Origin of the sequence: Alicyclobacillus fodiniaquatilis, from assembly GCF_042678105.1 — a bacterium.
GTDB classification, from domain to species: domain Bacteria; phylum Bacillota; class Bacilli; order Alicyclobacillales; family Alicyclobacillaceae; genus Alicyclobacillus; species Alicyclobacillus fodiniaquatilis.
Window position 1 is genome coordinate 52491 of the sequence record NZ_JBHUCX010000020.1, and the last position, 22192, is coordinate 74682.

Annotated in this window: 25 protein-coding genes and 1 pseudogene; 21 read left to right on the forward strand and 5 right to left on the reverse strand. The window is 48.1% G+C overall.

What is annotated here, in order from left to right:
* Positions 1-105: 105 nt before the first annotated feature.
* Together ACFSB2_RS06640 and ACFSB2_RS06645 are read right to left on the reverse strand one after the other, a co-directional pair.
* A pseudogene (locus ACFSB2_RS06640) lies at positions 106-372 on the reverse strand (DUF1569 domain-containing protein); the annotation flags it as partial.
* Between the two features lie 59 nt (positions 373-431).
* The gene (locus tag ACFSB2_RS06645; protein WP_377942252.1) at positions 432-800 is read right to left on the reverse strand and encodes a VOC family protein; all 369 of its coding nucleotides are present in this window, start codon (positions 798-800) and stop codon (positions 432-434) included.
* A gap of 533 nt (positions 801-1333) precedes the next feature.
* On the opposite strand from ACFSB2_RS06645, the gene ACFSB2_RS06650 reads away from it, so the two are divergent.
* The 7 genes from ACFSB2_RS06650 to ACFSB2_RS06680 all read left to right on the forward strand — a co-directional run bounded on the left by ACFSB2_RS06650 (position 1334) and on the right by ACFSB2_RS06680 (position 9045).
* On the forward strand, positions 1334-1978 hold the full coding sequence (locus tag ACFSB2_RS06650; protein ID WP_377942253.1) for a GntR family transcriptional regulator: 645 nt from the start codon (positions 1334-1336) through the stop codon (positions 1976-1978).
* 83 nt (positions 1979-2061) lie between these two features.
* Positions 2062-3354 (forward strand): cytosine permease, encoded by a 1293-nt coding sequence (locus ACFSB2_RS06655; RefSeq protein ID WP_377942254.1) that lies wholly within the window; start codon positions 2062-2064, stop codon positions 3352-3354.
* Between the two features lie 128 nt (positions 3355-3482).
* Positions 3483-4976, forward strand: a complete 1494-nt coding sequence (locus tag ACFSB2_RS06660) for an amidase (RefSeq protein ID WP_377942255.1) — start codon at positions 3483-3485, stop codon at positions 4974-4976.
* Positions 4977-5037: 61 nt separating this feature from the next.
* On the forward strand, positions 5038-5796 hold the full coding sequence (locus tag ACFSB2_RS06665) for a 5-oxoprolinase subunit PxpA (RefSeq protein ID WP_377942256.1): 759 nt from the start codon (positions 5038-5040) through the stop codon (positions 5794-5796).
* Between the two features lie 12 nt (positions 5797-5808).
* A complete protein-coding gene (gene biuH / locus ACFSB2_RS06670; RefSeq protein WP_377942257.1) occupies positions 5809-6504 on the forward strand; it encodes a biuret amidohydrolase in 696 nt (231 codons plus the stop codon).
* A gap of 33 nt (positions 6505-6537) precedes the next feature.
* Positions 6538-8319: an allophanate hydrolase gene (gene atzF / locus ACFSB2_RS06675; protein WP_377942258.1), complete on the forward strand. Its 1782-nt coding sequence runs from the start codon at positions 6538-6540 to the stop codon at positions 8317-8319.
* Positions 8320-8616: 297 nt separating this feature from the next.
* Positions 8617-9045 (forward strand): YfmQ family protein, encoded by a 429-nt coding sequence (locus ACFSB2_RS06680; RefSeq protein ID WP_377942259.1) that lies wholly within the window; start codon positions 8617-8619, stop codon positions 9043-9045.
* Between the two features lie 523 nt (positions 9046-9568).
* Here the strand turns inward: ACFSB2_RS06680 and ACFSB2_RS06685 are convergent.
* Positions 9569-10522, reverse strand: a complete 954-nt coding sequence (locus ACFSB2_RS06685) for an SDR family NAD(P)-dependent oxidoreductase (protein WP_377942260.1) — start codon at positions 10520-10522, stop codon at positions 9569-9571.
* 122 nt (positions 10523-10644) lie between these two features.
* Positions 10645-11241, reverse strand: a complete 597-nt coding sequence (locus tag ACFSB2_RS06690; RefSeq protein ID WP_377942261.1) for a TetR/AcrR family transcriptional regulator — start codon at positions 11239-11241, stop codon at positions 10645-10647.
* Positions 11242-11669: 428 nt separating this feature from the next.
* Here ACFSB2_RS06690 and ACFSB2_RS06695 point away from each other — a divergent pair, with 428 nt between their 5' ends.
* The 5 genes from ACFSB2_RS06695 to ACFSB2_RS06715 all read left to right on the forward strand — a co-directional run bounded on the left by ACFSB2_RS06695 (position 11670) and on the right by ACFSB2_RS06715 (position 14833).
* A complete protein-coding gene (locus ACFSB2_RS06695) occupies positions 11670-11903 on the forward strand; it encodes a hypothetical protein (protein ID WP_377942262.1) in 234 nt (77 codons plus the stop codon).
* Positions 11904-11980: 77 nt separating this feature from the next.
* Complete coding sequence (locus ACFSB2_RS06700; RefSeq protein ID WP_377942263.1) at positions 11981-12844, forward strand: sugar phosphate isomerase/epimerase family protein; 864 nt, start codon at positions 11981-11983, stop codon at positions 12842-12844.
* Between the two features lie 305 nt (positions 12845-13149).
* Positions 13150-13353, forward strand: a complete 204-nt coding sequence (locus ACFSB2_RS06705; RefSeq protein WP_377942264.1) for an AbrB/MazE/SpoVT family DNA-binding domain-containing protein — start codon at positions 13150-13152, stop codon at positions 13351-13353.
* Between the two features lie 93 nt (positions 13354-13446).
* Positions 13447-13836 carry a hypothetical protein gene (locus tag ACFSB2_RS06710; RefSeq protein ID WP_377942265.1) on the forward strand — a complete coding sequence of 130 codons (390 nt, stop codon included), beginning with the start codon at positions 13447-13449 and terminating at the stop codon, positions 13834-13836.
* Between the two features lie 31 nt (positions 13837-13867).
* The gene (locus ACFSB2_RS06715; RefSeq protein WP_377942266.1) at positions 13868-14833 is read left to right on the forward strand and encodes a site-specific integrase; all 966 of its coding nucleotides are present in this window, start codon (positions 13868-13870) and stop codon (positions 14831-14833) included.
* A 7-nt stretch (positions 14834-14840) separates the two neighbouring features.
* Here ACFSB2_RS06715 and ACFSB2_RS06720 read toward each other — a convergent pair whose 3' ends face one another.
* Positions 14841-15239 (reverse strand): Rpn family recombination-promoting nuclease/putative transposase, encoded by a 399-nt coding sequence (locus tag ACFSB2_RS06720; RefSeq protein WP_377942602.1) that lies wholly within the window; start codon positions 15237-15239, stop codon positions 14841-14843.
* Between the two features lie 236 nt (positions 15240-15475).
* On the opposite strand from ACFSB2_RS06720, the gene ACFSB2_RS06725 reads away from it, so the two are divergent.
* The 9 genes from ACFSB2_RS06725 to ACFSB2_RS06765 all read left to right on the forward strand — a co-directional run bounded on the left by ACFSB2_RS06725 (position 15476) and on the right by ACFSB2_RS06765 (position 22175).
* Positions 15476-15949, forward strand: a complete 474-nt coding sequence (locus tag ACFSB2_RS06725) for a GNAT family N-acetyltransferase (protein WP_377942267.1) — start codon at positions 15476-15478, stop codon at positions 15947-15949.
* A gap of 282 nt (positions 15950-16231) precedes the next feature.
* Positions 16232-16822 (forward strand): RNA polymerase sigma factor, encoded by a 591-nt coding sequence (locus tag ACFSB2_RS06730; protein ID WP_377942268.1) that lies wholly within the window; start codon positions 16232-16234, stop codon positions 16820-16822.
* Positions 16806-17237, forward strand: coding sequence for an anti-sigma factor (locus tag ACFSB2_RS06735; protein WP_377942269.1), 432 nt, complete (start codon positions 16806-16808; stop codon positions 17235-17237). Before ACFSB2_RS06730 ends, ACFSB2_RS06735 begins: the two co-directional genes overlap by 17 nt.
* Positions 17238-17263: 26 nt before the next feature.
* On the forward strand, positions 17264-17536 hold the full coding sequence (locus ACFSB2_RS06740; RefSeq protein ID WP_377942270.1) for a hypothetical protein: 273 nt from the start codon (positions 17264-17266) through the stop codon (positions 17534-17536).
* A 347-nt stretch (positions 17537-17883) separates the two neighbouring features.
* Positions 17884-18378, forward strand: coding sequence for a GNAT family N-acetyltransferase (locus tag ACFSB2_RS06745; RefSeq protein ID WP_377942271.1), 495 nt, complete (start codon positions 17884-17886; stop codon positions 18376-18378).
* A gap of 17 nt (positions 18379-18395) precedes the next feature.
* Positions 18396-19376, forward strand: a complete 981-nt coding sequence (locus ACFSB2_RS06750; RefSeq protein ID WP_377942272.1) for a phosphotransferase family protein — start codon at positions 18396-18398, stop codon at positions 19374-19376.
* Positions 19377-19731: 355 nt separating this feature from the next.
* Positions 19732-20265 carry a DNA topology modulation protein gene (locus ACFSB2_RS06755; RefSeq protein WP_377942273.1) on the forward strand — a complete coding sequence of 178 codons (534 nt, stop codon included), beginning with the start codon at positions 19732-19734 and terminating at the stop codon, positions 20263-20265.
* A 105-nt stretch (positions 20266-20370) separates the two neighbouring features.
* Entirely contained in the window at positions 20371-21390 is a 1020-nt protein-coding gene (locus ACFSB2_RS06760; RefSeq protein WP_377942274.1) for a phosphotransferase, read from the forward strand.
* A 110-nt stretch (positions 21391-21500) separates the two neighbouring features.
* Positions 21501-22175, forward strand: a complete 675-nt coding sequence (locus ACFSB2_RS06765) for a GNAT family N-acetyltransferase (protein WP_377942275.1) — start codon at positions 21501-21503, stop codon at positions 22173-22175.
* Positions 22176-22192: the final 17 nt, after the last annotated feature.

A 22192-nucleotide genomic window follows, 5' to 3' on the forward strand; every position in this document is an offset into this window, starting at 1 on the left:
TCGTCTTGTTCGAATTGGCCACCGCACCCTCATGATCGGCAGCTTTCATTTGTGTTTATTCAGCACTTGTCTCCGCCGAGCAATGATTCATCGCTGCGAGAAATACTATACACCAAATTGTCTTAAATGATGATCTAGATGTTTACAAATTCCTTTCCCCCATTGGTCAGGCGTTAGCCTTCCGAAAAACGGATGTGGGTGGCGTGTGCATTTTTCCGGACCGTTACTTTGGAAAGTTAAAATCTTTTGCTTCAGCCTTTCTTTTTCTACCTGAAAATCTTTGTCATCTAAGATAAGTAAGGTAGAAATTGTCGACATATTTCGTGGTAACGGCTTGTCATTATAAACAATAGGTTTCACAAACCGTCCAATGAACCCCTGCAAGTTTCAATTTAAGAACGGCAAACGGAAAACACCAGGCTTTCCGAATTTCACAAATGTTGTACTCCAATCCGATTGCCTTCGCTGTCCCTGAACATCCCGATATAGCCAACGGTCTTGCCCATATAGGTTTTACCCATGAGAATCTGACCTCCTGCCTGCTGAACCCGTGACAATATGACGTCCATGTCCGGGCCTCCATACAAGTATACAGTAACCCCTTCTGTGGACGGTTTGTGATTCGTCCCTTGGACCAGCGCACCACCGTTGAACTGTTCCTGAACCGGGAAAAAAGCGTAGTCAGAATCCCCCATTGGCATCTCTTGCATCTCGCACTGAAGAATGTGCTCGTAAAACGCCTTGGCACGTTTCATGTCCGCAACCGGAATCTCGACCCAAATAAACATATGTTCCAACATACGCAAACCTCCATCGAATATAGAGTGAATACGATTTTACCTCTCCACAGTGTAGACGATCAGAACATGCGATAATCATCGGTCTTCTGCGTAGTTTTAGCGAGATAGACTAACACTTTAGGAGTGTTAGTTAGCATCTACTTTCATTGACAAACATGCTTAGAGTACAAAAATTGATCTTTACAATCAAAAAAATGTATTATCGTTCAATTTTTGAGTTTGTTGACGATACGCCTTCATCTATGATTCAGAACACATATATGTCATATAAATTAACGAATATTCATTGAGATCACGATAAAAAATCAAATTTTCTTTCTTTTATGTAATATAAACTAACATACATGATTGGATTTTTATTTTCATCTGCTAAAATGCAGCTATCCGAAATTTAAGTGGAACCTTTCGGACGCTTCGGTTCATGGATTGTCCCCATGGTTTTGCCCGCGCGGCGTTGAGGTGTTGCGATCCGGCGCGAGATACAAAGCCATTTTTCAGAAGTGTTTGTGATCACAAATCACGGAGGTGACGAGATGGAACGAGAATGGATTGAAGTTCCATCCATGCATGGAGAAGTATACCAACGTCTTCGTGAACAGATCGCCGTCGGCCGCATTCAACCTGGTGAGAAAATTACCATCCGCCAGATCGCAGACGCGTTTGGTGTGAGCACGATGCCTGTTCGTGAGGCGCTGCGTAAGCTCCAGGCGGAAGGACTCGTCGTATTTGAACGGAGGTCTGTCACCGTCAGGCGATTGTTGCCACTTGAAGTGGAGCAAACGTTTGCCATTCGGGATCGCCTGGAGTTGTTGGCGACCGAATGGGCGTTTGCCAATTTCGAGTCAACAGATATTGCACAGATGCGCAAAATGGTGCAGAAAATGGATGAGGCACAAGCGTCGCGCGCTGACTGGCGAGTGCTCAATGAACGATTTCATTTCTATCTCTACAGACGCTGTGAATCAGAGATTCTTATTCAAGCCATCGAAACGCTGTGGAAATCAGTCGATGCCTATATGCACGTGTATGCAACGGGTGTCTCTTCGTTGGCGCACGCGCAAAGGCAACACCACGCGATGATCGATTTTATCGAAAAAAGGAATTTGAAAGAGCTATTGGAGCTCACTTCTATTCACTTGAAAGAGACGATGGAAACCATCCTCATGCATTTAGGCTAGCAATGCACGGAGTGGGAGGTGATGAAGATGTAGGGAGCGGGATGGAACGGTTTATACATTTTGAACATTCAGGAGGAATGGTGATGACACAGAAGAATGTGACGCTTGAGTACGAACGTGCGCCAGTGCCGCTCACTGAGCGCAAGTCGCTCATGTCCATCACTTGGATCTGGGTTGGTTTCCCGATGATTATCACAGGGGCCATCACAGGCGGAACACTTGTGCAGGACATGGGATTTGCCTCCGCGCTGTGGGCGATGATCATCGGGAATCTCATGTTGTTTGCCTATGTTGGCCTGCTAAGTGCGCTCGGCGCAAAATCAGGTATGAACTTTTCCATGTTATCTGCGCTGACATTTGGGCGCAAAGGCTATGTCGTCGCTTCGGGGCTGCTATCGACCATCGTGATTGGATGGTTTGCGGTCCAGACAGGACTGACTGGGTCGAGCATGATTGGCGCCTTTCACGTCAATTTGACGCTGATGACCTTGATCGCCGGCGTTCTCTATTTATTAATTACACTGCTGGGTATTCGCGCACTGGCCGTCATCGGCATGGTCTCGGCGCCGCTCTTTCTCATCCTTGGCATCTTCGCAGTGATTGACGCCCTGACACATGGTGCGCACACGACTGTCATCCACTCGCCTAAAACCCATTCGATGGCGCTTGGTGTCGCCATCACATCGGTGTTTGCGCTCTTCGCAGATTCTGGCACGATGACCGCCGATTTTACAAGATGGGCGAAAAATCGCGGGCATTCAACCATCGCTACGTTTTTCGCGTTTCCGATTGCAAATTTGGTCGCGATGCTGGTTGGCGCCATTTTGGCGGCAACCACCACAAATGGCACAGGAGATGTATTCGGCTACCTGGCAGCCAAAGGAGGATGGTTCGCCGTTCTGGCGGTGCTCTTCCTTTTCCTCAACTTAGGCACGGTTTGTACACACTGTCTGTACAACGGGGCCGTCGGTTGGTCGCATATCGTCGGCGGGAAAATGCGGATATTGGCTACGATACTCGGCATCATCGGCGTGATCGCCGCCGTGCTTGGCATTTGGAATTTCTTTGAGGACTGGCTGAATGTGCTAGGTATCCTTGTACCGCCCATCGGTACCATTCTCATTGTCGACCAATTCATGGTGAGAAGCAGAAGCGTTCACGCCGTGCGCAATTTCCGCGCAAAACCGTTTGTCGCCTGGGCCATCGGTTCCGCGCTGGCCTTAGTCGCAAACTTTGCGCTGCCGAACTTGTCGAATGCCTTAATTGGCATCGTCGCCTCTGGACTCGCCTATCTGCTCATCAGCTTGCCAGAATGGCAGGCGAACCGCCAGACCGGGCTACCCGACATCAAACCCACATCTGATGTCGTCAATTGAATAGGGCAGGTATGGTTGCCGCCATACCTGCCTGAATACACTAGACACTCAGCCAAGACAATTATACCACATTTTGTATGATTAAACGCAGGTCTTGTTTCTGGAAAACAGGGAGGAGGGGTTGGCAAATGAATGATTTTTCTCCAATAGAAGCGAACATTGCGCAAGTTCATCAAGCTTATGCTGAACAGAAATTGACCGCAGTGGAATTGGTCACCTGGTATCTTGGGCGGATTCAAACTTACGACAAAGCTGGTCCGATGCTACAGGCCATTGTCACTGTGAATCATGCGGCGCTCGCTGAGGCAGCAACCTTAGATGAACACTATCGCGCCACCGGCACATTCAAAGGCCCCTTACACGGTATCCCAGTGTTGGTGAAGGATCAAGCCGAAACGGCGAACATCAGAACCACGTTCGGCACCAAGGCGTTTGAACATTACATCCCGGCAAAGGATGCGACCATCATCGCAAAATTGAAAGCTGCAGGCGCCATCATCCTGGCCAAAACAAGCATGTGTGATTTTGCCGCAGGGTGGTTCTCATTTTCTTCTATGACAGACCACACCAAGAATCCGTACGATCCCGCCCGAGAAGCAGGAGGTTCCAGCGCAGGAACATGCGCTGGCCTTGCCGCCAACTTGGGTTTGGTCGGCATCGGTGAAGACACTGGCGGTTCCATCCGCCTCCCAGCTTCGTTTAACAACCTCTTTGGCTTGCGTGTGACGACGGGGCTCATCAGTCGCACGGGTCTCTCGCCATTGGTTCATTTTCAGGACACCCCTGGACCTGTGGCCAGAACGGTGAGAGATGTCGCGAAACTGTTGGACGTAATGGTCGGTTATGATCCCGCGGATGCATATACCACCGCAGCGTTGTTGACCAAAGATGCCGGATTATATGAACACAAGCTAGAAGCGTTCGCGCCGGATCGAATCAGAATCGGTGTGTTGTCCTCGGGATTTGGTTCTGCAGCCGAGTGTGCTGACGTGAACGCAGTTGTCCATACAGCCATCCACAAGTTGAAAGACATTGGTCTGACCGTGGTAGATGCGGTTGAAATTCCCGACTTAGCGGCATTGCTGGCGGAGACATCACTCTATACGCATCAGTCGAAGGCCGATCTCGACCGTTTTCTGCGCAATCGCAATGGGGAGGCATGCGACTCATTTATGGATGTCTATCACCAGCAGTTATTTCATCCAATGAACGATCTGTTTCACGATATCGCCAACGGGCCGGATGTACCCGAGTCCGCCAACGATTACTTTCGTCGTCGCGTCGCTCAAGACACACTGCGTCGGACGATACTGCACACCATGGGCCAACACGATGTGCAAATGCTCGTATTCCCGGATGTGCAAATCTTGCCGCCATTGCGATCCGACTTGATGGCAGGAAAATGGGGTACGCTCACATTTCCGACCAATACAGTCATCGCGTCGCAGGCGCGTTTGCCAGCAATCTCCGTCCCCGCTGGATTCACGGAGGCTGACATCCCGGTGGGGATGGAACTGCTGGGCATGCCTTACGCGGAACTTTCACTGCTGCAAGTGGCCTACCAATATGAACAAAGCGTACGACCAAGACAAGCGCCCGCTTTACATATGGAATCTGTGTGAAGCGTTCTGCACAGTGCATCATAAGGCACATTTTTTCAAGGTTGACGAGGAGGCTTAGCGCTTGGAAGCGATTCAAATCAATTGTGATATGGGGGAAAGTTTCGGCGTCTATTCGTACGGCGCAGATGAAGCGATGATGCCCTATATCACTTCTGCCAACATTGCCTGCGGGTTCCATGCCGGAGATCCCGCTACCATCCGCAAAACGATCGCGTTGGCCATTGAACACAACGTTGCCATCGGCGCGCATGTCGGGTTTCCGGACAGACTGGGGTTCGGAAGGCGAGAACTCCAAATCCATCCTGATGATGCCTACGATTACACGCTGTATCAACTCGGCGCGCTCGCTGGATTTTTGCAAGTGATGCAAACGCCCATGGCCCACATTAAGCTGCATGGCGCGTTTTACATGATGGCCGCTCGCGAGGAAACCATTGCTCGCGCGGTCGTCAAAGCTGTATTGGCATTTGACGCGTCGCTCGCCGTGTACACTTTGCCAAATTCGGCGTTGGCAGTTGCAGCGCAACATACAGGAGCAAAAGTGGTGCGAGAGTTCTTCGCCGATAGACCCTACACCACAAGCGGGGTCAAAATGTTCGGCTGGACGCCGGAAGAAGTCGGTCAGCCAGACGATTGCGCTAAACGTGTGCTGCATGTCGTCGAATCAGGCCGTTTGCCATTGACAAAACATGAAGCGTTGACCATTCAGGCTGACAGCATCTGCATCCACAGCGATACACCAGGCGCGCCAACCATCGCGCGTGCAGTGCATGAGGCGCTGACCCACCGTGGTTACGCCTGCCACAATGCAGTCATGTAAGGAGATGATGGAATGAAAAATGGAATTGCCGCTGAGCCATATCAATGGCCGTTTGACCAAACCATGACAGCAGAAAACACCGCGCTTATGATCATCGACATGCAAATTGATTTTTGCGGCGACGGTGGGTACGTAGCGCAGATGGGCTACGACATCAGCCTCACATCCGCTGCCATCGAACCCATTCGCACTCTGCTGGATGCGGTCCGCAGCATCCCCGGATTTACCGTGATTCACACTCGGGAGGGGCATCGGCCGGATTTGAGCGACTTGCCCGCAAATAAACGTTGGCGCAGTAGGCAGATGAGCGCTGGCATTGGCGATGAAGGTCCATGTGGCCGAATTTTGGTGCGCGGCGAGCCTGGGTGGGACATCATTCCCGAACTGGCGCCGCTTCCTGGCGAACCCATCATCGACAAACCTGGGAAGGGCAGCTTCTATGCCACGGATCTCGATTTGCTGCTTACGCGCAAAGGGATCAAAAACATCATCTTGACCGGGATCACGACCGATGTCTGCGTACACACCACCATGCGTGAGGCGAACGACCGCGGCTATGAATGTCTGCTCGTCACGGACTGCACAGGCGCCACCGACTACGGAAACCATCTGGCAGCCATCAACATGGTGAAAATGCAAGGCGGCGTTTTTGGCGCGGTGGCAGACTCCAAATCCATCATGGACGCATTGACCGACAACGGAAAATAAGAAAATGATGAACAGACAGGGGGCGGCGACAAAATGAACACGTTCACCCAATCACCAGCAGACTCCATTGCAACATTGCGCAATCGATACAAGCATCAGGAAACGACACCACGTGAAGTGATCGAAGAAATCATTGAGCGTGTGCAAGCAGATGCAGACATGAACGTGTGGATCACGCCACCTTCATTGGCATCGCTACAACCGTACCTGGATGGGTTAGCCCAGTTAGATCCCGACAAAGCGCCGTTGTGGGGGATTCCGTTCGCGGTCAAGGACAACATTGACGTGGCAGGTATTTGCACCACAGCAGGGTGTCCAGCGTATGCGTACACACCCAGCAAACATGCCGCAGTGGTGGAAAGATTGGTTGCTGCTGGGGCGATCCCGCTGGGCAAGACAAACATGGATCAATTTGCGACGGGTCTGGTCGGAACCCGTAGTCCGTATGGCGAAACGCACAATGCCTTGAAACCAGAACTCATCAGCGGTGGATCCAGTTCCGGTTCCGCTGTGGCGGTCGCGCGCGGCCACGCCATCTTTGCTTTGGGAACGGACACCGCCGGGTCTGGCCGCGTGCCTGCCATGCTGAACCGCCTTGTCGGATACAAGCCAAGCCTTGGCGCTTGGCCAACCAAAGGGGTTGTACCGGCCTGCGAAAGTTTGGACTGTGTAACAGTTTTTGCACATCACTTGGAGGATGCGCTGCTGGTGGATGAAGTCGTACGGGGCGTCTGTGCTGAGGATCCTTGGTCAAAGCATTTGCCGATTCCGTCACCCAAGCTGCCAACTCGGATTTTGCTACCGAAAGAACCCACGGTGTTCTTTGGACAATATACCGAATCATACAAGCATGAATGGCAGGCAGCAATCGGCCAGCTCACACAGATGGGCATTTCAATTGAATATGTGGAGATGGATTTGTACGTTGCGGCTGCGGCCATGCTCTACGAAGGTCCTTGGGTGGCGGAACGTTGGGCCGCGCTCGGTGAGTTCATTGAAACGCATCCAGACGCTGCATTCCCAGTGACCGAGCGAGTGTTGCGCATGGGAGCGGGATCAAACTATGACGCAGCTTCCTTATTCAATGCAATGCATCAGTTGCAAGCGTTGAAATTGGCGGCGCGGACGCAACTAGAGGACGCCGTTCTTGCAATGCCGACCGCAGGTGGCACCTGGACGCGCGAAGAGGTGCGCCAAGACCCCATTGGCACCAATCGCGAAATGGGCCGATACACCAATCACTGCAACCTTCTCGACTTGTGCGCATTGGCGCTGCCGACGACAGATGCTGCCACAAATATTCCATTTGGCATCACACTGTTCGGACTGGCGGAAAATGAGCATCTGATTCGTGGCGTCGCGCAGCGATTCTTATGTGGTATAAGTATTGCGCCAACAACTGACGATTTGACAAATCCGACAGCGTCCAATCAAACGGATACCACTGCCATCGCCGTATGCGGTCTGCATATGCGTGGCTATCCGCTGGAGAAACAGATGCAGGAATTCGGCGCACAGTTCATCCGTGAAGCGATCACGGCGCCAAAGTACCAAATGCTCAAACTGCCTACAACACCCGCTAAACCTGGATTGGTGCGCCGTCAATCCGGAGGCGCGGCGATTGAGTTGGAAATCTGGTCCATGCCAACCGCGATGCTCGGCGCTTTTGTCGCATCCATTCCTTCGCCGCTTTGTATCGGCAAAATCGAACTGCAAGATGAAGAAGAAGTATCTGGCTTTCTCTGCGAAGCCATCGCAGCAGAGGAAGCTGAAGATATCACAAGGTACGGTGGCTGGCGCAAGCTGCCTGTGTAGAGCACAATCGCAAAACGCCGAATTTCTCTTGCCAGAAGTTCGGCGTTTTGCATTCCAATCATTGCATCCAGCGCGATTGTCGCGAGTGATGAAGCCTTCGTCTGCGATTTATGTACAAATGGTTAACATGATTTCACAAATCCATGAATTCTCTCTTGAAAACCTTTTATCCAGTCTGACACGGGGGTATACTCACTTTGTCAACAGCGATACAGGAGAATTTTGGAGAAACCAGTTCACTGTTGATGGTGGAATAGGACTAATTCAACACCTCGTACTGGTTAGGGGGACTGCGGAATGGTTTTCTGGATCATCATGATTTTGTTGGCACTCCATATTGTCGGTGCATTTTTCATGACACCACCAACTTCTTGGGCGGACAAATTTTTTAACACGTTTGCGAAACATCCTAAGTTAAAAAATGAGAACGTCTCATCCATTATGGTAAACGGTGTCCAATTGTCGCAGGACCGTAAGGAACAGTTTGTCGCCGAGTTTAATGAAGCAAATTTCCTGTATGACGGTGGCATTATTCATGAGCAAAGCCGAAATCCAATCATGGTCGAAATTAAGCAAGCCAAAAGCTTATTTTCTTTTAAAATGTATCTTTATGGAGACGGCATGGTTGAAATCATCAGATATAAAAAGAATAAATACATGCCATACAGAGTGCGTTCGCAGGCGTTGGAACAAGAACTGCTGAGCTATGTCGCAACGGCATCTTAATACGAGCATCCCGCAACCGCTTATCATTTCACAAATGGCTGGAACACACGTATTCCAGTATTCCACAGCCACGTGACCGCCGCATCTCGCAAAGGCCGCGTGGCTGTCACTTTTTCTGCCGTTCAATCCACATCGCGATCAAACACGCCAAATCCGCATTGCGGCATATCAACCCAGGGGTAGCGCCGACATTTTAACGAAAATATACGATAATACATTTATTGGAATGGAAATTCAATTTTCCCCTACTCTAAGAGTTGCTTGAAACATGAAGAAACGCGGTATATATACACCGCGCTCGCATATTAATTCGCATTTATGCGACGATCGATCTTGCACTATTGCACCAGTTAACGACAGAACGCAAGGCCATCTCGTTGGTGATTTACCCAAGAAAATTGTTTCAATTTCTTGTTCTAGATGCTCTTCAGTGTGAGCACTTAACATAAAATAGGCGGTGGACAGACACATGGTGATTGAGGCCCACACCAAGCCTCATGTCTTCTCTACTATATCGACGCATTTATAAGTTGAGCTCGCTTATTGACAGATTCCACAACCGTCTTGCCGCAACTGGATCCAACGCGTAAGATGCCACTCCACCCACAATGCCGGGAACAGCAGTGTCCGCTTCGTTACAGTCCTCGAAATAGCGTCCGCTTATGCCATCAAGGGAGGGGTGCGTGGCGACTAAAACTGAGGTTGCTGCTCCTTGTTGCGGAGATTTCCAGACAATCTCGTTTCCAGGAGCCCTCGAAGATTGAAGCTTTGTAATCCGTTCAGCACTCAGTTCGAGATTTTTGACACCAGAAGTTCTTATCGCCCCAGGCATAACAGCATTTACCATGATTCCGTCCTCCGCCCATCGCTCTGTAGCTTCAACGGCAAACAGAATGTTAGCTGTCTTAGATTGCCCGTATGCGAGAAGAGGATCGTAGGGGCGATCGTGGAAGTGGATGTCTTCGAATACAACTGGTGATCGGAGATGGCCTGCCGAACTCACCGATACGACGCGGGCCCCGCGAGCAGAAATAAGTGCACCATGAAGTCCGTGTGCTAATGCAAAGTGCCCGAAATGATTGGTTGCGAATTGTAACTCCCATCCCTCAGGCGTGCGGGATTCTGGTGTGGCCATGACACCTGCGTTATTGATAAGAATGTGTAACGGGTCGGTCCAAGATAAAACGAACGACTTTATCGATAGCCGGTCCGCTAGATCCAACTTTTTCACATACACATTTCGATTTCTGGTTGTCTCAATAATGTCTTTGGCAACCCGCTGACCCGCTTCGACATTACGAACCGTAATTGTTACGTTTGAACCAGCATGCGCCAGGGCGCGGGCCGTCTCAATACCAATGCCAGAGGATGCACCCGTCACAATGGCATTTCGACCTTTCAGGTCAATTCCAGAGATGACTTCTATAGCGGTTGACGTTGCGTCAAACGATGTCTTAATCAATTCGCGTTTAGCCATGTTATATCGCCTCCTACAATTCGTGGATAATTTCGCTGGACATGATTGATAAACATCTCACATTTTCATCATCCCCTTTTCCGCATAATAACCGAACGTTCGTTTAATGATGGACGAGAATATTACATACGAATCGCATCCCAACTCATTTGGATGACGGCGTTCAAGTCGTCTTCAGTAATGTGAATTCTGTGTCGAACTTCAGCCGTTGCCAATCGGGCAATTGGGAAGTAACAATAAGACAAAAGTAGTTTATTATCGTAGGGTTTTAACACGTTTTCATACTTACCCCGATTGATGAAATCATGAAGTGTGCGAATTGCAATCTCGGACGATTCTTGCAAAAGGAGCCTATCCGGCATAGGCGAGGCTGAAAACTGCTCCATAAATAAAAACTCGTCTTGGTTATTTCGGATGAAGTCTAGTAAATCCGTCATAATCTGACGGTGAGCGTCACGAATAGGCATGGATATATCAACGTGGCGTGTCATTTGCCTGCTCATTTTCTCTTTGACATCGAGATACACCTTACGGAACATGTCATCCTTGTTATCAAAATAAACATAAATGGTTGCCGACGACACCTTAGCGTGTTTCGCGATTTTGGACATCGAAATATCCGAAAATCCAATTTGGTTCAACAACTCAATGGTCGCTCGAAAAATAGCGTCACGTTTATTCTCATCTTTGTGTCTCATACATCTAAAATAAACGAACATTCGTTTTAAATCAAGCGAAACCGAATTAATATTGCTCCGAATCAGCTAACAGTCGTCTCTTGAAAATAGATCGTCCAAATCTGCACCTGATTTTACCTGCATAGAATCACTGTATTCCACAGTTGTCGAACATCAATTATCAGTGCACACTCTTTTGGTGGACAAACCGTCTTACTTGTCTATTTAAGTTTCTAATTGTATGTGCTGGCGGACGGGATTTACCAGACACCAAGCGACCAAAGAATAGTCAAGGATGGGCTAGTCTGCCCTCACCACAAGCATATTGTCTGCTGCAGTGATGCCGCACAAGGTCGAGTGTTCGGGTTGATTTTTCGGAGACGCCTCAGATAGAACATGAGTTCCCACAACACAGCCGTACATTCGATACGTTGTATGATGCTCGGACAAGGATTGAGCGGGGCATTGGGATGCTAAAAGACGGATACAGTTTACGGCGTGTACATAAACGTGGCCGGAAAGCAGTAGAGGCACACGTCGACCAATGTATCCTCAGTATACATGTGATGGCATACTGCGCTCACGCTCAAACCGCACGCGTAAACCGCAGATGGACACGACGTCGGCTCTCAATTCATCGCCAAGTTTTCATTGTGAATTTTCCACCGCTCAATTATCCTGAAAATGAAGGATTCAAGTTTTAAACTCACAGTCATGGAAGCGCTAACATCGGATCGCAATGTGTCCAACATCTCAACTGACATAGGGAAGGATGGTTTCAATGACATTTAAAATCGGTCTTCAGCTTTATTCGGTGCGGGAGGTATTAAAAGCGGATCCGTATGGCACGTTGGCGAAAGTAGCCGAAGCGGGATTTAAATATATAGAGGCGGCAAATCACAATGCAGCTACAGATGATGGTGTTGGTTTCGGTGTTCCAGCTGTCCAGATGAAGGAAAGTATGGAAGCGCTCGGACTATCGATTGTCGGCTGCCACATCAATCCACTCAATCTTGACCGACTGCCAGCGATTTTAGAGTACCACCAGACGCTTGGCAACAAACAGATCGGCTGTGACATCGAGTTTTATCCCTATTATGATTTAGAGTATGTGCTGCGTCGTTGCGAACTGTTTAACAAAGTGGGTGAGATGTGTAAAGCGTACGGAATGCGCTATTACTACCACAACCATTATCAGGAGTTTCAAAAAATCGGCGATCAAACCATTTATGAAATCATCATGTCAAACACGGATCCATCGTTGGTGTTCATTGAGATGGATACTTACTGGATGACACGCGGTGGGCAAGATCCACTACAGATGATGGAAAAATACAAGGACCGACTGGTGCTCCTTCATCAAAAAGATTTTCCCCGCAATGCGCCGCAGCCTATCGTGATGTTTGACGGTGTAGTGGACCTGAATCAAGAGATCACGGATGCTGTATTTACCGAGACAAAAGATCCGCTGTGCTTTACTGAAATCGGAACGGGAATCCTTCCGATTCAGGACATCCTTGATGCCGCAGAAACTGCGCCGCATCTCGAATACATCCTCTTGGAACAGGACCATACACAGCTCGAAGAAATAGAGTCCATCCAGACCAGCATGCAAGCATTTCAGAAGTTCAGCATCATGAAATGAGTGAGTAACGACTTAAAACGTACCGCGCATGCTTCAATGACGAAATTTAAATCTGTTCCTCAGCAGGCAGCCCATCGGCTGCCTATTTTAATTTTGTTTGTAAATTAAAAAACAATAAACCATTTATAGAAATTATTATTAATTTCACATAAAACAAAGCATAAATTTAGTGAACATAATTCACCTTCGATAAGTGAAGCATATCGAAGCTTATCTTGTAGAACAGAAAATGAATATTTTAAGCAAAAGTGAAATGAATCAACTATAATAGAGGAAATATATACATATGAATCGAGGGTATCTATATGCTGTCACATGTTCGAGTCACTGCAAAATATCAAATTACCTTACCAAGTGAGCTTCGTCATTCATTGAATATCGATATAGGAGATAGATTGATTTTCCGCAAAAATGCGCATGGAGACATCGTGGTTGAAAGTATGAAGCAAGCAAGTGCAAATGATCTACTAGGCGCACTCAGGCGTACAGATGAAACAACTTCCGACTAAATTTTAGTATACATCTATATACCAATCAGTCGGGTAAAATTCAATTCACCTTCCAATCCAAGAATAATCCACTTAATGCGAGGAGAAGCGACAATGAAACAAATATACGTCACCAGTGCTGTGCTGCTTCGATTTCTGCTCAATGATGATGCAGCATTGGCGCCACACGCCGCGACAGCTTTCCAGAAAGCAGAGCAAAAAGACTGCACCTTATGGATTGACCCTGTGACAATTGCCGACACTTGCATGTCATTGATGGAAGCGGGATTTGCCCGCAAAGAGATCACTTCCGTCTTTACACGGTTGCTTTTACTAGATGGCGTCATCTGCGATAGGGAGACCGTTGTTCTTCAAGCGCTGGATATTTGGGCGAGGTCTGATGATACGTCGTTTGCGGACGCATTTGCCCTGGTGCAAAGCAAACAATCGAAAGCGCTGTTTTTAACGGAGGAAGATTTAATTCGAGTTTCTTCTATTATATAGACTTATATCAGCGTAGTAGGGAGGTGGCCATTTGTCGATTGATACTCGCAAGTTTCAGATGCCGCAAAGTGAATTGAATCGCTTGTCTGACAGTGTAAAAAAGTATCTGATTTCATCACACACGGATAATACGAGGCGCGCGTATGCAACGGATTGGCGTCACTTTACAGCCTGGTGCAACCAACATGATTTTACAGCGCTGCCCTGTGCGCCAGAGACACTGATGTTGTATCTCACAGAAAGTGTAGAAGCTGGGTATAAAATCAGTACGATCCAACGACGAATCAGCGCCATCTCCGTGGCGCATCAAGCTGCTAAAATTGCATCGCCGATCGACGATATGCACGTCCGCATGTTGTGGCGCGGCATTCGTCGGAAGCATGGCATTGCCGTGAAAGGCGCCTTGCCAATTACGATACCAGAACTGCGTGCCATGATGGAACATATACCTGACACCATTCAAGGGTTCCGTGACCGTACACTGATTTTAATTGGTTTTGCAGGTGCCTTCCGTCGCTCTGAATTGGTGTCTTTGGATGTCGAAGACCTCACGTTTCAGCGAGAGGGTATTGTGATTTTACTTCGCCACAGCAAGACTGACCAAGAAGGAGAAGGGCGTAAAATCGCCATTCCATATGGTTCGCGTCTGGAGACTTGTCCTGTGCGCGCGATGCAGGATTGGCTCGCTGTGTCTAGAATTGAGCAAGGCGCCATTTTCCGCCGCGTCAATAAAGGAGATAGAGTCGAGAAATCACGGTTGACGGGCGATGCCGTGGCAAAAATCATCAAACGCGCCATTCGAAACGCTGGATTGGACCCAACCCATTTCAGCGGGCACAGTTTACGTGCGGGCTTTGCCACAGCCGCTGCCCAAGCAGGGGTAGACGAACGCAACATTCAACGCCAAACGGGACATAAAAGTGTCGCTGTATTGCGGGGATACATACGCGACGGAAATCTATTTAGACAGAATGCGGCTGCAGACGTAGGGCTTTAAAGCCATCTCACTGCAGTCGCTCAATCTCCATTACACCGAGTCCAGTCAGTTCCGCCACATCTTCGATGGACATCCCTTTCGACAACATCCGGCGCGCCACCTCAGCTTTGCCTTCTTCCCTACCTTCTTCTCTGGCGCCCTCGATGTTGGATATCCAATCGTTCATCGCTTTCTGACGGGACTCATACAATTCACGCGCCTCACGGTCTTGGCTCAAGAACTCCAGCGTCGTCAACGCTTTTTGCAGGGCCGGTTCTCCCATCACAAGTTCCCCCATTTTTTCCGGTGTAGGTCCTAGTAAAAACAGCATCCAACGCACCAGTTTGCGCTGTTGCCCCACAGAGACCTCTCGCAATTTTTGCAGTTCAATCATGTGGATATCCTTATTTTCCTCGATGCCGAAGATACGTTTGAATACAGATTACAGATACTCTGGCGTGATCATACCACATAAAGGAATATCATTCATCCATCTCTAAGGATGCATATGTAAATGCGGAGATGACTGTTTACAGCAGATAAGTAGCTGACGCTACTCAAACAGTGCCACAGTTAAGGTCAAATTTTTTCATTGGCGTAGGAGCAATTCCTGTAAAATAGTGTTGACAGCATCGTTAGGGCTTTATTTTGGAGGGATGTACTGTGCAAATTCGCGATTTGCGCACTGAAGATCAGTCTGCAGTTCAAGAGATAATGGTGCCGCATCCATGGCAATTTCCACAGCGAATCATTGACAGCTACCCCGAACGATGGAACAGATTTTTGAATGCGCCTGCACCTGAATCACATGGTTTTTTCGTTGCTGAACTGAACGGTGTCGTGGGACATGCTGGATATATCTACAGTGAATCTCTGCGATTGTGTGAAATCGTTGGTGTTGTGGTCAAACAAGGTCTGCAGGGTCAAGGCATCGGCACATCCATCATACATTTCATCTTTAAACACATCAAATCGCTTGGACATGATAAGGTCATCTTGTACACACTTGAACATCCCGCAAATGCCCGTACGATACATTTCTATCAGAAACTTGGTTTCAAAACAGTGGCTCATGATCCCGACTTTTGGGGACCAAGTTATGACAGGATAACGTTTATCCGCGAACTGGATGGCTAACGAGCACACCAAGACATTACCCAGAGTACACAGCGCAATATTACGCTTTTTATTTTCGCGATCCCAGTGGAATTCCTTTAGAGATATGCGTTATGTAATTTATTGGACTTCGGCGCGAATGGTCAGCAATCATCAGAATTTAATCCATTAAAAAAATCGAAAAATTCGTTGAACCATTCCTTCACTTTTGACGACTTACTCATGAGTCCGCTTTCATGACCCTGTAATACCTTCGTGAAGCAACTAAAGGCGAGTTCGAACTGCGCACATGTTGGGGGTGAGGTGAATGGGTTTTATTCAGAGAACGGCGTAAACAGCACCAATCAACGCCTGATTTTTTTACTTGCTCAAACAGCCAATGGAAACAGAATTGCCTTTGAGGCACTTTACCGTGAAATCGTAGGGAACATTTACGGTTATCTCCGTTTGCGGTGCAGTGCAGAACATGATATTCATGACATTCTGCAAGAAACATTTTTAACTGTGTGGCAAAATGCAGGACAATTTTCTGGCGCGTCTAGCGTCTCTACGTGGATCTTCGGCATCGCCAGAAATAAATTGTTTGATAAACTGCGCAGCAAACAGCGAACAGAGCAAAATGAAACATGGGATGAAGACGATGAGAAGTTGAGTTGTAGTGACTTTACCGGACAAGTAGAAGCAAGGGCAGATTGGAATCAAGCACTGGCATCACTGCCCGTTCATCTCCAAGAACTCGCCCATCTCGTCTTTGTCGAAGAGATGTCGTACAAGGAAATTGCCCAAATTTTAGCGATTCAGGAAGGTACGGTGAAAAGCCGTGTGCACTACATGAAATTGCGTCTTCGCAAATGGTTGCAGGAAGGAGGGAACCGAGATGGACCCCAAATGTGACGAAGCGAACATGCTGCTTCCTTGGCTCGTGAACAGTAGCTTAGAGGGTCATGACACCATCCGTGTTCTCGACCACGTGCGCCATTGCCCACAATGCATGGAAGAACTTTTTTTGTTGAGCACACTTCGCACTGCGATTCAGGCGTCTTTTGCGGCGGCGCCCAGCGGAGAATTTACTGACGGCCTGCTCAAAAGGATAAACCAACAAATTGAGGGAATGAACGAACACGTACCACATGGCTTGTGGCCAATCTTGCACACGAATATCCTGCCACATAAAGAGGTTTCCGCCTCTGTCTCTCGCAACATTCTTCACATTGTCGAGGATTCATACGTCGCCCCGATACGAAACATGGCAGAACGCCTAAGAAAACCGATTCTGACAACGATGCACCTGATTGCGAATGCGCTATAAAAAGTTTTTAAGAGGAGCGATATCAAATGGAAAATTACAGCGAAGATGCAAAAGAAGTATATGATCTGTTGGATATCACATCGCGAAAAGTTCCAGAGCTCATCTCGGGAATCCTGAAAACGCTTTACTCTGAACAGGCTGGGAGCGATCTGGGCAAAGCCGTTGGTTCCCTCTATAAAGAACTCACCTCCGCTGGGATTCCAGAGGAAGTTGCATTGAAAATGGCGTCAAATTATATGATCTCGCTGAAAGATGTGATCAAACACATTAAGCCATCGAACGAAAAAGAAGAGGATTAAGCGATGCCCATCATCCGTATCGTCCTAAAGGGCGTGGTCCTGATGATAAATCTCAGTGTGTTACTGCCAAAAATATACGTTGCGAAACGACTGGCACAAAGGCGCTTCCAACGAGAGCTATTAGCCAATGGCCTGTCATCGGGTGCCGTGCAAGAACTCACAAAATCTTACGGAGACATGGTCAATCTCAATCCGCTCGCATATCGTGAAAACTTCACAAACTCGAAAAAGAGACAAAAGTGAATTCAGTTGAGATGAGGCGGTACCAAGAAAGCATCTATGTGGTACCGCCTCATTGCTGATATGCTGACAAACAACTACGTCGATCCCAACGGGAGGTTCGTTATATGGACTTTTTAGTAAAACCATGCAAAAAACAAGATACCCCCTTTCTTTGGGAGATGCTGTATCAGTCCATTTATGTTGCGGATGGCGACCAGCCATTAAGCAAAGACGTCTTAAAGCATCCCAGTATCGAGAAATATCTAAAGAACTGGGGCGAAGAAAAAGGCGACTACGCGTTAATGGCGGTTCGGACCGATGGCACACCGATAGGTGCGATATGGATTCGCAAGTTTAAAAAAGATGATGCAGGATACGGTTTTGTAGATGAAGAAACCCCCGAACTCGGAATGGCAATATGCCTTCCATACAGAGGAAAGGGAATCGGACGTAAATTGCTGTCCAAAATGTCCTCACATGCTCGTTCTTTTGGCTATCAGGCATTATCATTAAGCGTGTCAGCAGATAATTTCCCTGCGATACTTTTATATGAAACCAGTGGTTTCAAGAAAGTCAGCGAAGACGACGGCGGTTCGTGGATCATGCAAAAAGTCTTATAAACTAGGGAGTCGACAAGATGAAGGAAGGCTGGGAACGAACGGGAATCCCCATTACGCTCGATCTTCGCCAGATGAGCGACATCATCAAGCCAGTGTTTCCTGATAAACGAATCGTATCTGCCGAACGCATCGGCACGGGATTCAGCAATACCAATTACAAAATCCATCTCTCCGAGGGCTCCAGGCCTTTCGTTTTTCGCCTGTATCGTGGAAGCAAGGAAATTGCGGATAAAGAATTTGCCCTCGCTGAACTTGTACATAAAACCGTACCGGTTGCTGATTTCATATACGCCGATACAAGTTGCAGCGTGCTTGAACAACCTTGGGCGATATTGGAATGGAAAGAAGGCATTCTTTTACGCGATGTCTTGAAGAGCGGATCGTTCGAGGACATCGCTGCACCCGCGGCCGCAGTTGGCAAGGTGCTTGCCGATATTCACGCCTTCTCATTCCCGGAATCGGGCTTCTTCGACGGGAAGCTGAAAATTACCTACCCCATCAGGATGGACGGCGATTTTTTTCTTTCATTCATGGAAGAAAGTCTGTTCCATAACCAATGCGGCAAGTGGCTGGGGGAAGAGATTACGCAAAAACTGTGGCTTTTCTGCAAAGCATCTCATTCCGCTCTGTCAGAAAACAGCGAAAAGCCAGTCCTTGTCCATTCGGATTTCAACGGCCTAAACCTCTTGATGCAACCCGATTCAACGAACTATTCAGTATCCGCAGTTTTGGATTGGGAATTCGCCTTTGCCTGGAGCCGTCACGCCGACATCGCCAACATGCTGCGGTATGAAGAGGATGACTCGCCATTTGAAAGACATTTTATACAAGCCTATCAAGCACAAGGCATCGTTTTGGCGGACAACTGGAAACACCTATCCAAACTTGAAGATCTGATTGCCTTGTGCGACTTACTGAACAATTCCACCACAGAAACGCCAAACCGAGTGCGAGATTTGCGACGTTTGATCGCAAGAACCGTTCAGACCAATGTATGAATGCTAATATGCATTTGTACCGTCATGAACAGGTGTACATTGGTTCGAACAAAAATTGAGAAAGAAGGTACTGGAATGCTTGCAACCGGTTTTCTCCAAGGAAACAAAGTTCGTAACGCCGATGGCAATCGCCCTGTACGAGAAATCGGGGTTTAAACGCGAAGGTGTTCAAAGGGAGTTTCTGCGAAGAGATGGGAAGAGGCACGATGCGTACATCTATGGAATCCTGCGCGCTGAATGGAACGCTTCGCATTCGTGAAATAATGCGAGAAAGTGACAGGCAACATTCCCTGACGGAACCATTTTTTGATATGCTCAATATGCGTGTCAATTCCAAGCGTGGAGGAGGAACGCAGTGAAAAAAATCATGATCATCGGTTCGGGCGGATCGGGCAAATCCGTGATGGCTCGAAAGCTGGGGGATATTACAAAGTTGCCTGTCTACCATTTGGATGCGCTGTTCTGGAAACCTGGATGGGTTGCGACGCCAAATGATGAATGGGATGACATGCAAAAAGAACTTATTCAAAGAGATGAGTGGATTATTGACGGCATGTACAACAGGACGTTGGATATTCGACTGTCCGCCGCCGATACCGTCATCTTTATAGACTTGCCTCGTTGGATCACCACATACAGAGTCATCAAGAGAAGAGTTCAATACCACGGAAAAACCAGACCAGATCTGCATGATGGATGTCCGGAGAAACTCGATTGGGCGTTTGTAAAGTGGGTCTGGAATTTTCCCAAGAACAGACGTGCCATTATCATGGAGAAAATTCAAAAACACGCCAATAAAAATGTCATCATTTTAAGAAGCCTCAAAGACATCGATGAGCTGATTGAACAGGCCAAACGTGAAACCGGAGCATTTCGTCGATTGAGTTAATGAAAACGGAGTCATTCGATCACGATATGGATTTACAAACAGCTCAAACTTTTAAGCAGCGCGCATATCGATTCAAAAAACCTATCTGGAAAGGATGTATTTCTTGTGACTGCAGTGAACCACGCGCGGCTCACAAAATGGTGGAGGGATGATCCTTCTGATCCTGATCGAATGCTGTTGAACAATCCACATGCGCAAAAGTTGATCGCAGAAATTGCTCCTGACGCCAAAACCACTGATCTTGGCGGAGTCATGAGCCTCAATGTGAGAATCGAGCCTGACGAATTGGTATTGCGGGTACATCAGCCTTTTGTGTCGAGATCGCGTTTACTGGCTGTTCAAAAGCTTCGATATGGCTGTGATAACCAGGGATTGATTGTGCCGATTCCAATGTATTGGAACAATGCGCCACTCTTGCGATGCCAGAACCGATGGGCAGAGTTGGAGCAATTTATCCCACACGAACGACTTAACCCATCGTTGGATTCGTACTTGTGGCTGTTTCAAGCCATGGGTGTACTCCATCGTACGCTTACAAGGTTGCATGTCGCCGTTCCACGCCCTTTGGTTGCCACATATGCCAGTCCGTCGACATTGCGTAGATGGTTGCAGGTGACCTCCATCGCCGTACAAGACGATTCGGAGGCTGTCATCACCGCCGAGCTTCTGAACAATCTCTTGCGACGTTTGCGCAGTCAGTGGATTTCAACGTCAGAGCTTCCGACGCAACTCGTCCACGGCGATATCCGCCTATCCAATGTGTGTCAAACACTGGATGGTCAGACAGTGTATTTCGACTTTGGGTTTGCCGCTCACAGGCCACGAATCTATGATATCGCTTATGCTTTGGCATTCATGGTGCTCACTCAAGGTGGACATCAAGCGCCAAATCACTATCGATGGCAAGATGTCGGACAACTTGTCAACGAATATGAGCTCGCTGCGCATACTTGGCTTACTACATTAGAGAGAAAAGCGTTGGCTCCGTATATTGCCTCGATACCGATGTATCACGCGGCCAACGTCGGCTTCTCAAACAATCCTGTAAAACAGCTTCATGAAAAGAGCGTGCTTCTGCGCCTCAGTGAATGGATACTTGCGCACCCCGAAGCGATATTTGGATAGGCAAAACGTCGCTTAGTCGCTATACGCCGCGTGAATGAAGAGAAATGCGCAACACCAACCACATATATTTCGCGCAGTACAGTTGGTTGAAACCGAAATGAGGGAATTGATTGCTTTCTGACATGGAATTGATGAACTTCCAAGCGCGCCTATTATTTAACCACGACGAAAATGGTCGCCTGACCACTGTGAACGATGGCACGAACCGCATTGCGCCACGCTTTTTCCTTGGCCACACGAAGGGTGGAAATGTAAAAAGATATCTCCATTCGTTGGGGGCGGATGTGATAGAAGCATTGCAGCAAGCAACTGGCGATCACGACCGGATCAACCTAGCAGAAATTGTGCATATTTTGAATCGTGATCGACAGTTGGACCGTATTTGGATTGGTCCGGCATATGTATTTCCGGATGTGAGGGGCAGATCTACGCAAGCGGTACGAATCACACAAGAGAATCAATCACTGTTACAATCACACTTCTCTGATTTTTTGGGTGATTTGGCGGCTATGCAACCATTTTTTGTGATCGTTCGAGACGGTGTTGCTGTCTCCTTGTGTTGCAGTGCAAGACTGTCGTCTGTCGGCGCTGAAGCGAGTGTGCAGACTGCAGCGGATTTCCGCGGAAAAGGATATGGTGTGGAGGTATCAATCGCATGGGCTGCCGCGATGCAAAGCCGTGGTTTAATTGCGCTCTACAGCACTTCATGGCATAATTCCGCGTCCCAAGCTGTTGCGAAGAAGCTGCAATTAATACAGTACGGAACAGATTTACACTTTAGCTGACTTGTTTTTAAAAGTCG

Excerpts from the sequence above, each read along its gene's own strand:
- ACFSB2_RS06645 (WP_377942252.1), bottom strand. The coding sequence starts at position 800 with ATGTTGGAACATATGTTTATTTGGGTCGAGATTCCGGTTGCGGACATG.
- ACFSB2_RS06650 (WP_377942253.1), top strand. The coding sequence starts at position 1,334 with ATGGAACGAGAATGGATTGAAGTTCCATCCATGCATGGAGAAGTATAC.
- ACFSB2_RS06655 (WP_377942254.1), top strand. The coding sequence starts at position 2,062 with ATGACACAGAAGAATGTGACGCTTGAGTACGAACGTGCGCCAGTGCCG.
- ACFSB2_RS06660 (WP_377942255.1), top strand. The coding sequence starts at position 3,483 with ATGAATGATTTTTCTCCAATAGAAGCGAACATTGCGCAAGTTCATCAA.
- biuH (WP_377942257.1), top strand. The coding sequence starts at position 5,809 with ATGAAAAATGGAATTGCCGCTGAGCCATATCAATGGCCGTTTGACCAA.
- atzF (WP_377942258.1), top strand. The coding sequence starts at position 6,538 with ATGAACACGTTCACCCAATCACCAGCAGACTCCATTGCAACATTGCGC.
- ACFSB2_RS06680 (WP_377942259.1), top strand. The coding sequence starts at position 8,617 with ATGGTTTTCTGGATCATCATGATTTTGTTGGCACTCCATATTGTCGGT.
- ACFSB2_RS06685 (WP_377942260.1), bottom strand. The coding sequence starts at position 10,522 with ATGGCTAAACGCGAATTGATTAAGACATCGTTTGACGCAACGTCAACC.
- ACFSB2_RS06690 (WP_377942261.1), bottom strand. The coding sequence starts at position 11,241 with ATGTTCGTTTATTTTAGATGTATGAGACACAAAGATGAGAATAAACGT.
- ACFSB2_RS06695 (WP_377942262.1), top strand. The coding sequence starts at position 11,670 with ATGCTAAAAGACGGATACAGTTTACGGCGTGTACATAAACGTGGCCGG.
- ACFSB2_RS06700 (WP_377942263.1), top strand. The coding sequence starts at position 11,981 with ATGACATTTAAAATCGGTCTTCAGCTTTATTCGGTGCGGGAGGTATTA.
- ACFSB2_RS06705 (WP_377942264.1), top strand. The coding sequence starts at position 13,150 with ATGCTGTCACATGTTCGAGTCACTGCAAAATATCAAATTACCTTACCA.
- ACFSB2_RS06710 (WP_377942265.1), top strand. The coding sequence starts at position 13,447 with ATGAAACAAATATACGTCACCAGTGCTGTGCTGCTTCGATTTCTGCTC.
- ACFSB2_RS06735 (WP_377942269.1), top strand. The coding sequence starts at position 16,806 with ATGGACCCCAAATGTGACGAAGCGAACATGCTGCTTCCTTGGCTCGTG.
- ACFSB2_RS06740 (WP_377942270.1), top strand. The coding sequence starts at position 17,264 with ATGGAAAATTACAGCGAAGATGCAAAAGAAGTATATGATCTGTTGGAT.
- ACFSB2_RS06745 (WP_377942271.1), top strand. The coding sequence starts at position 17,884 with ATGGACTTTTTAGTAAAACCATGCAAAAAACAAGATACCCCCTTTCTT.
- ACFSB2_RS06750 (WP_377942272.1), top strand. The coding sequence starts at position 18,396 with ATGAAGGAAGGCTGGGAACGAACGGGAATCCCCATTACGCTCGATCTT.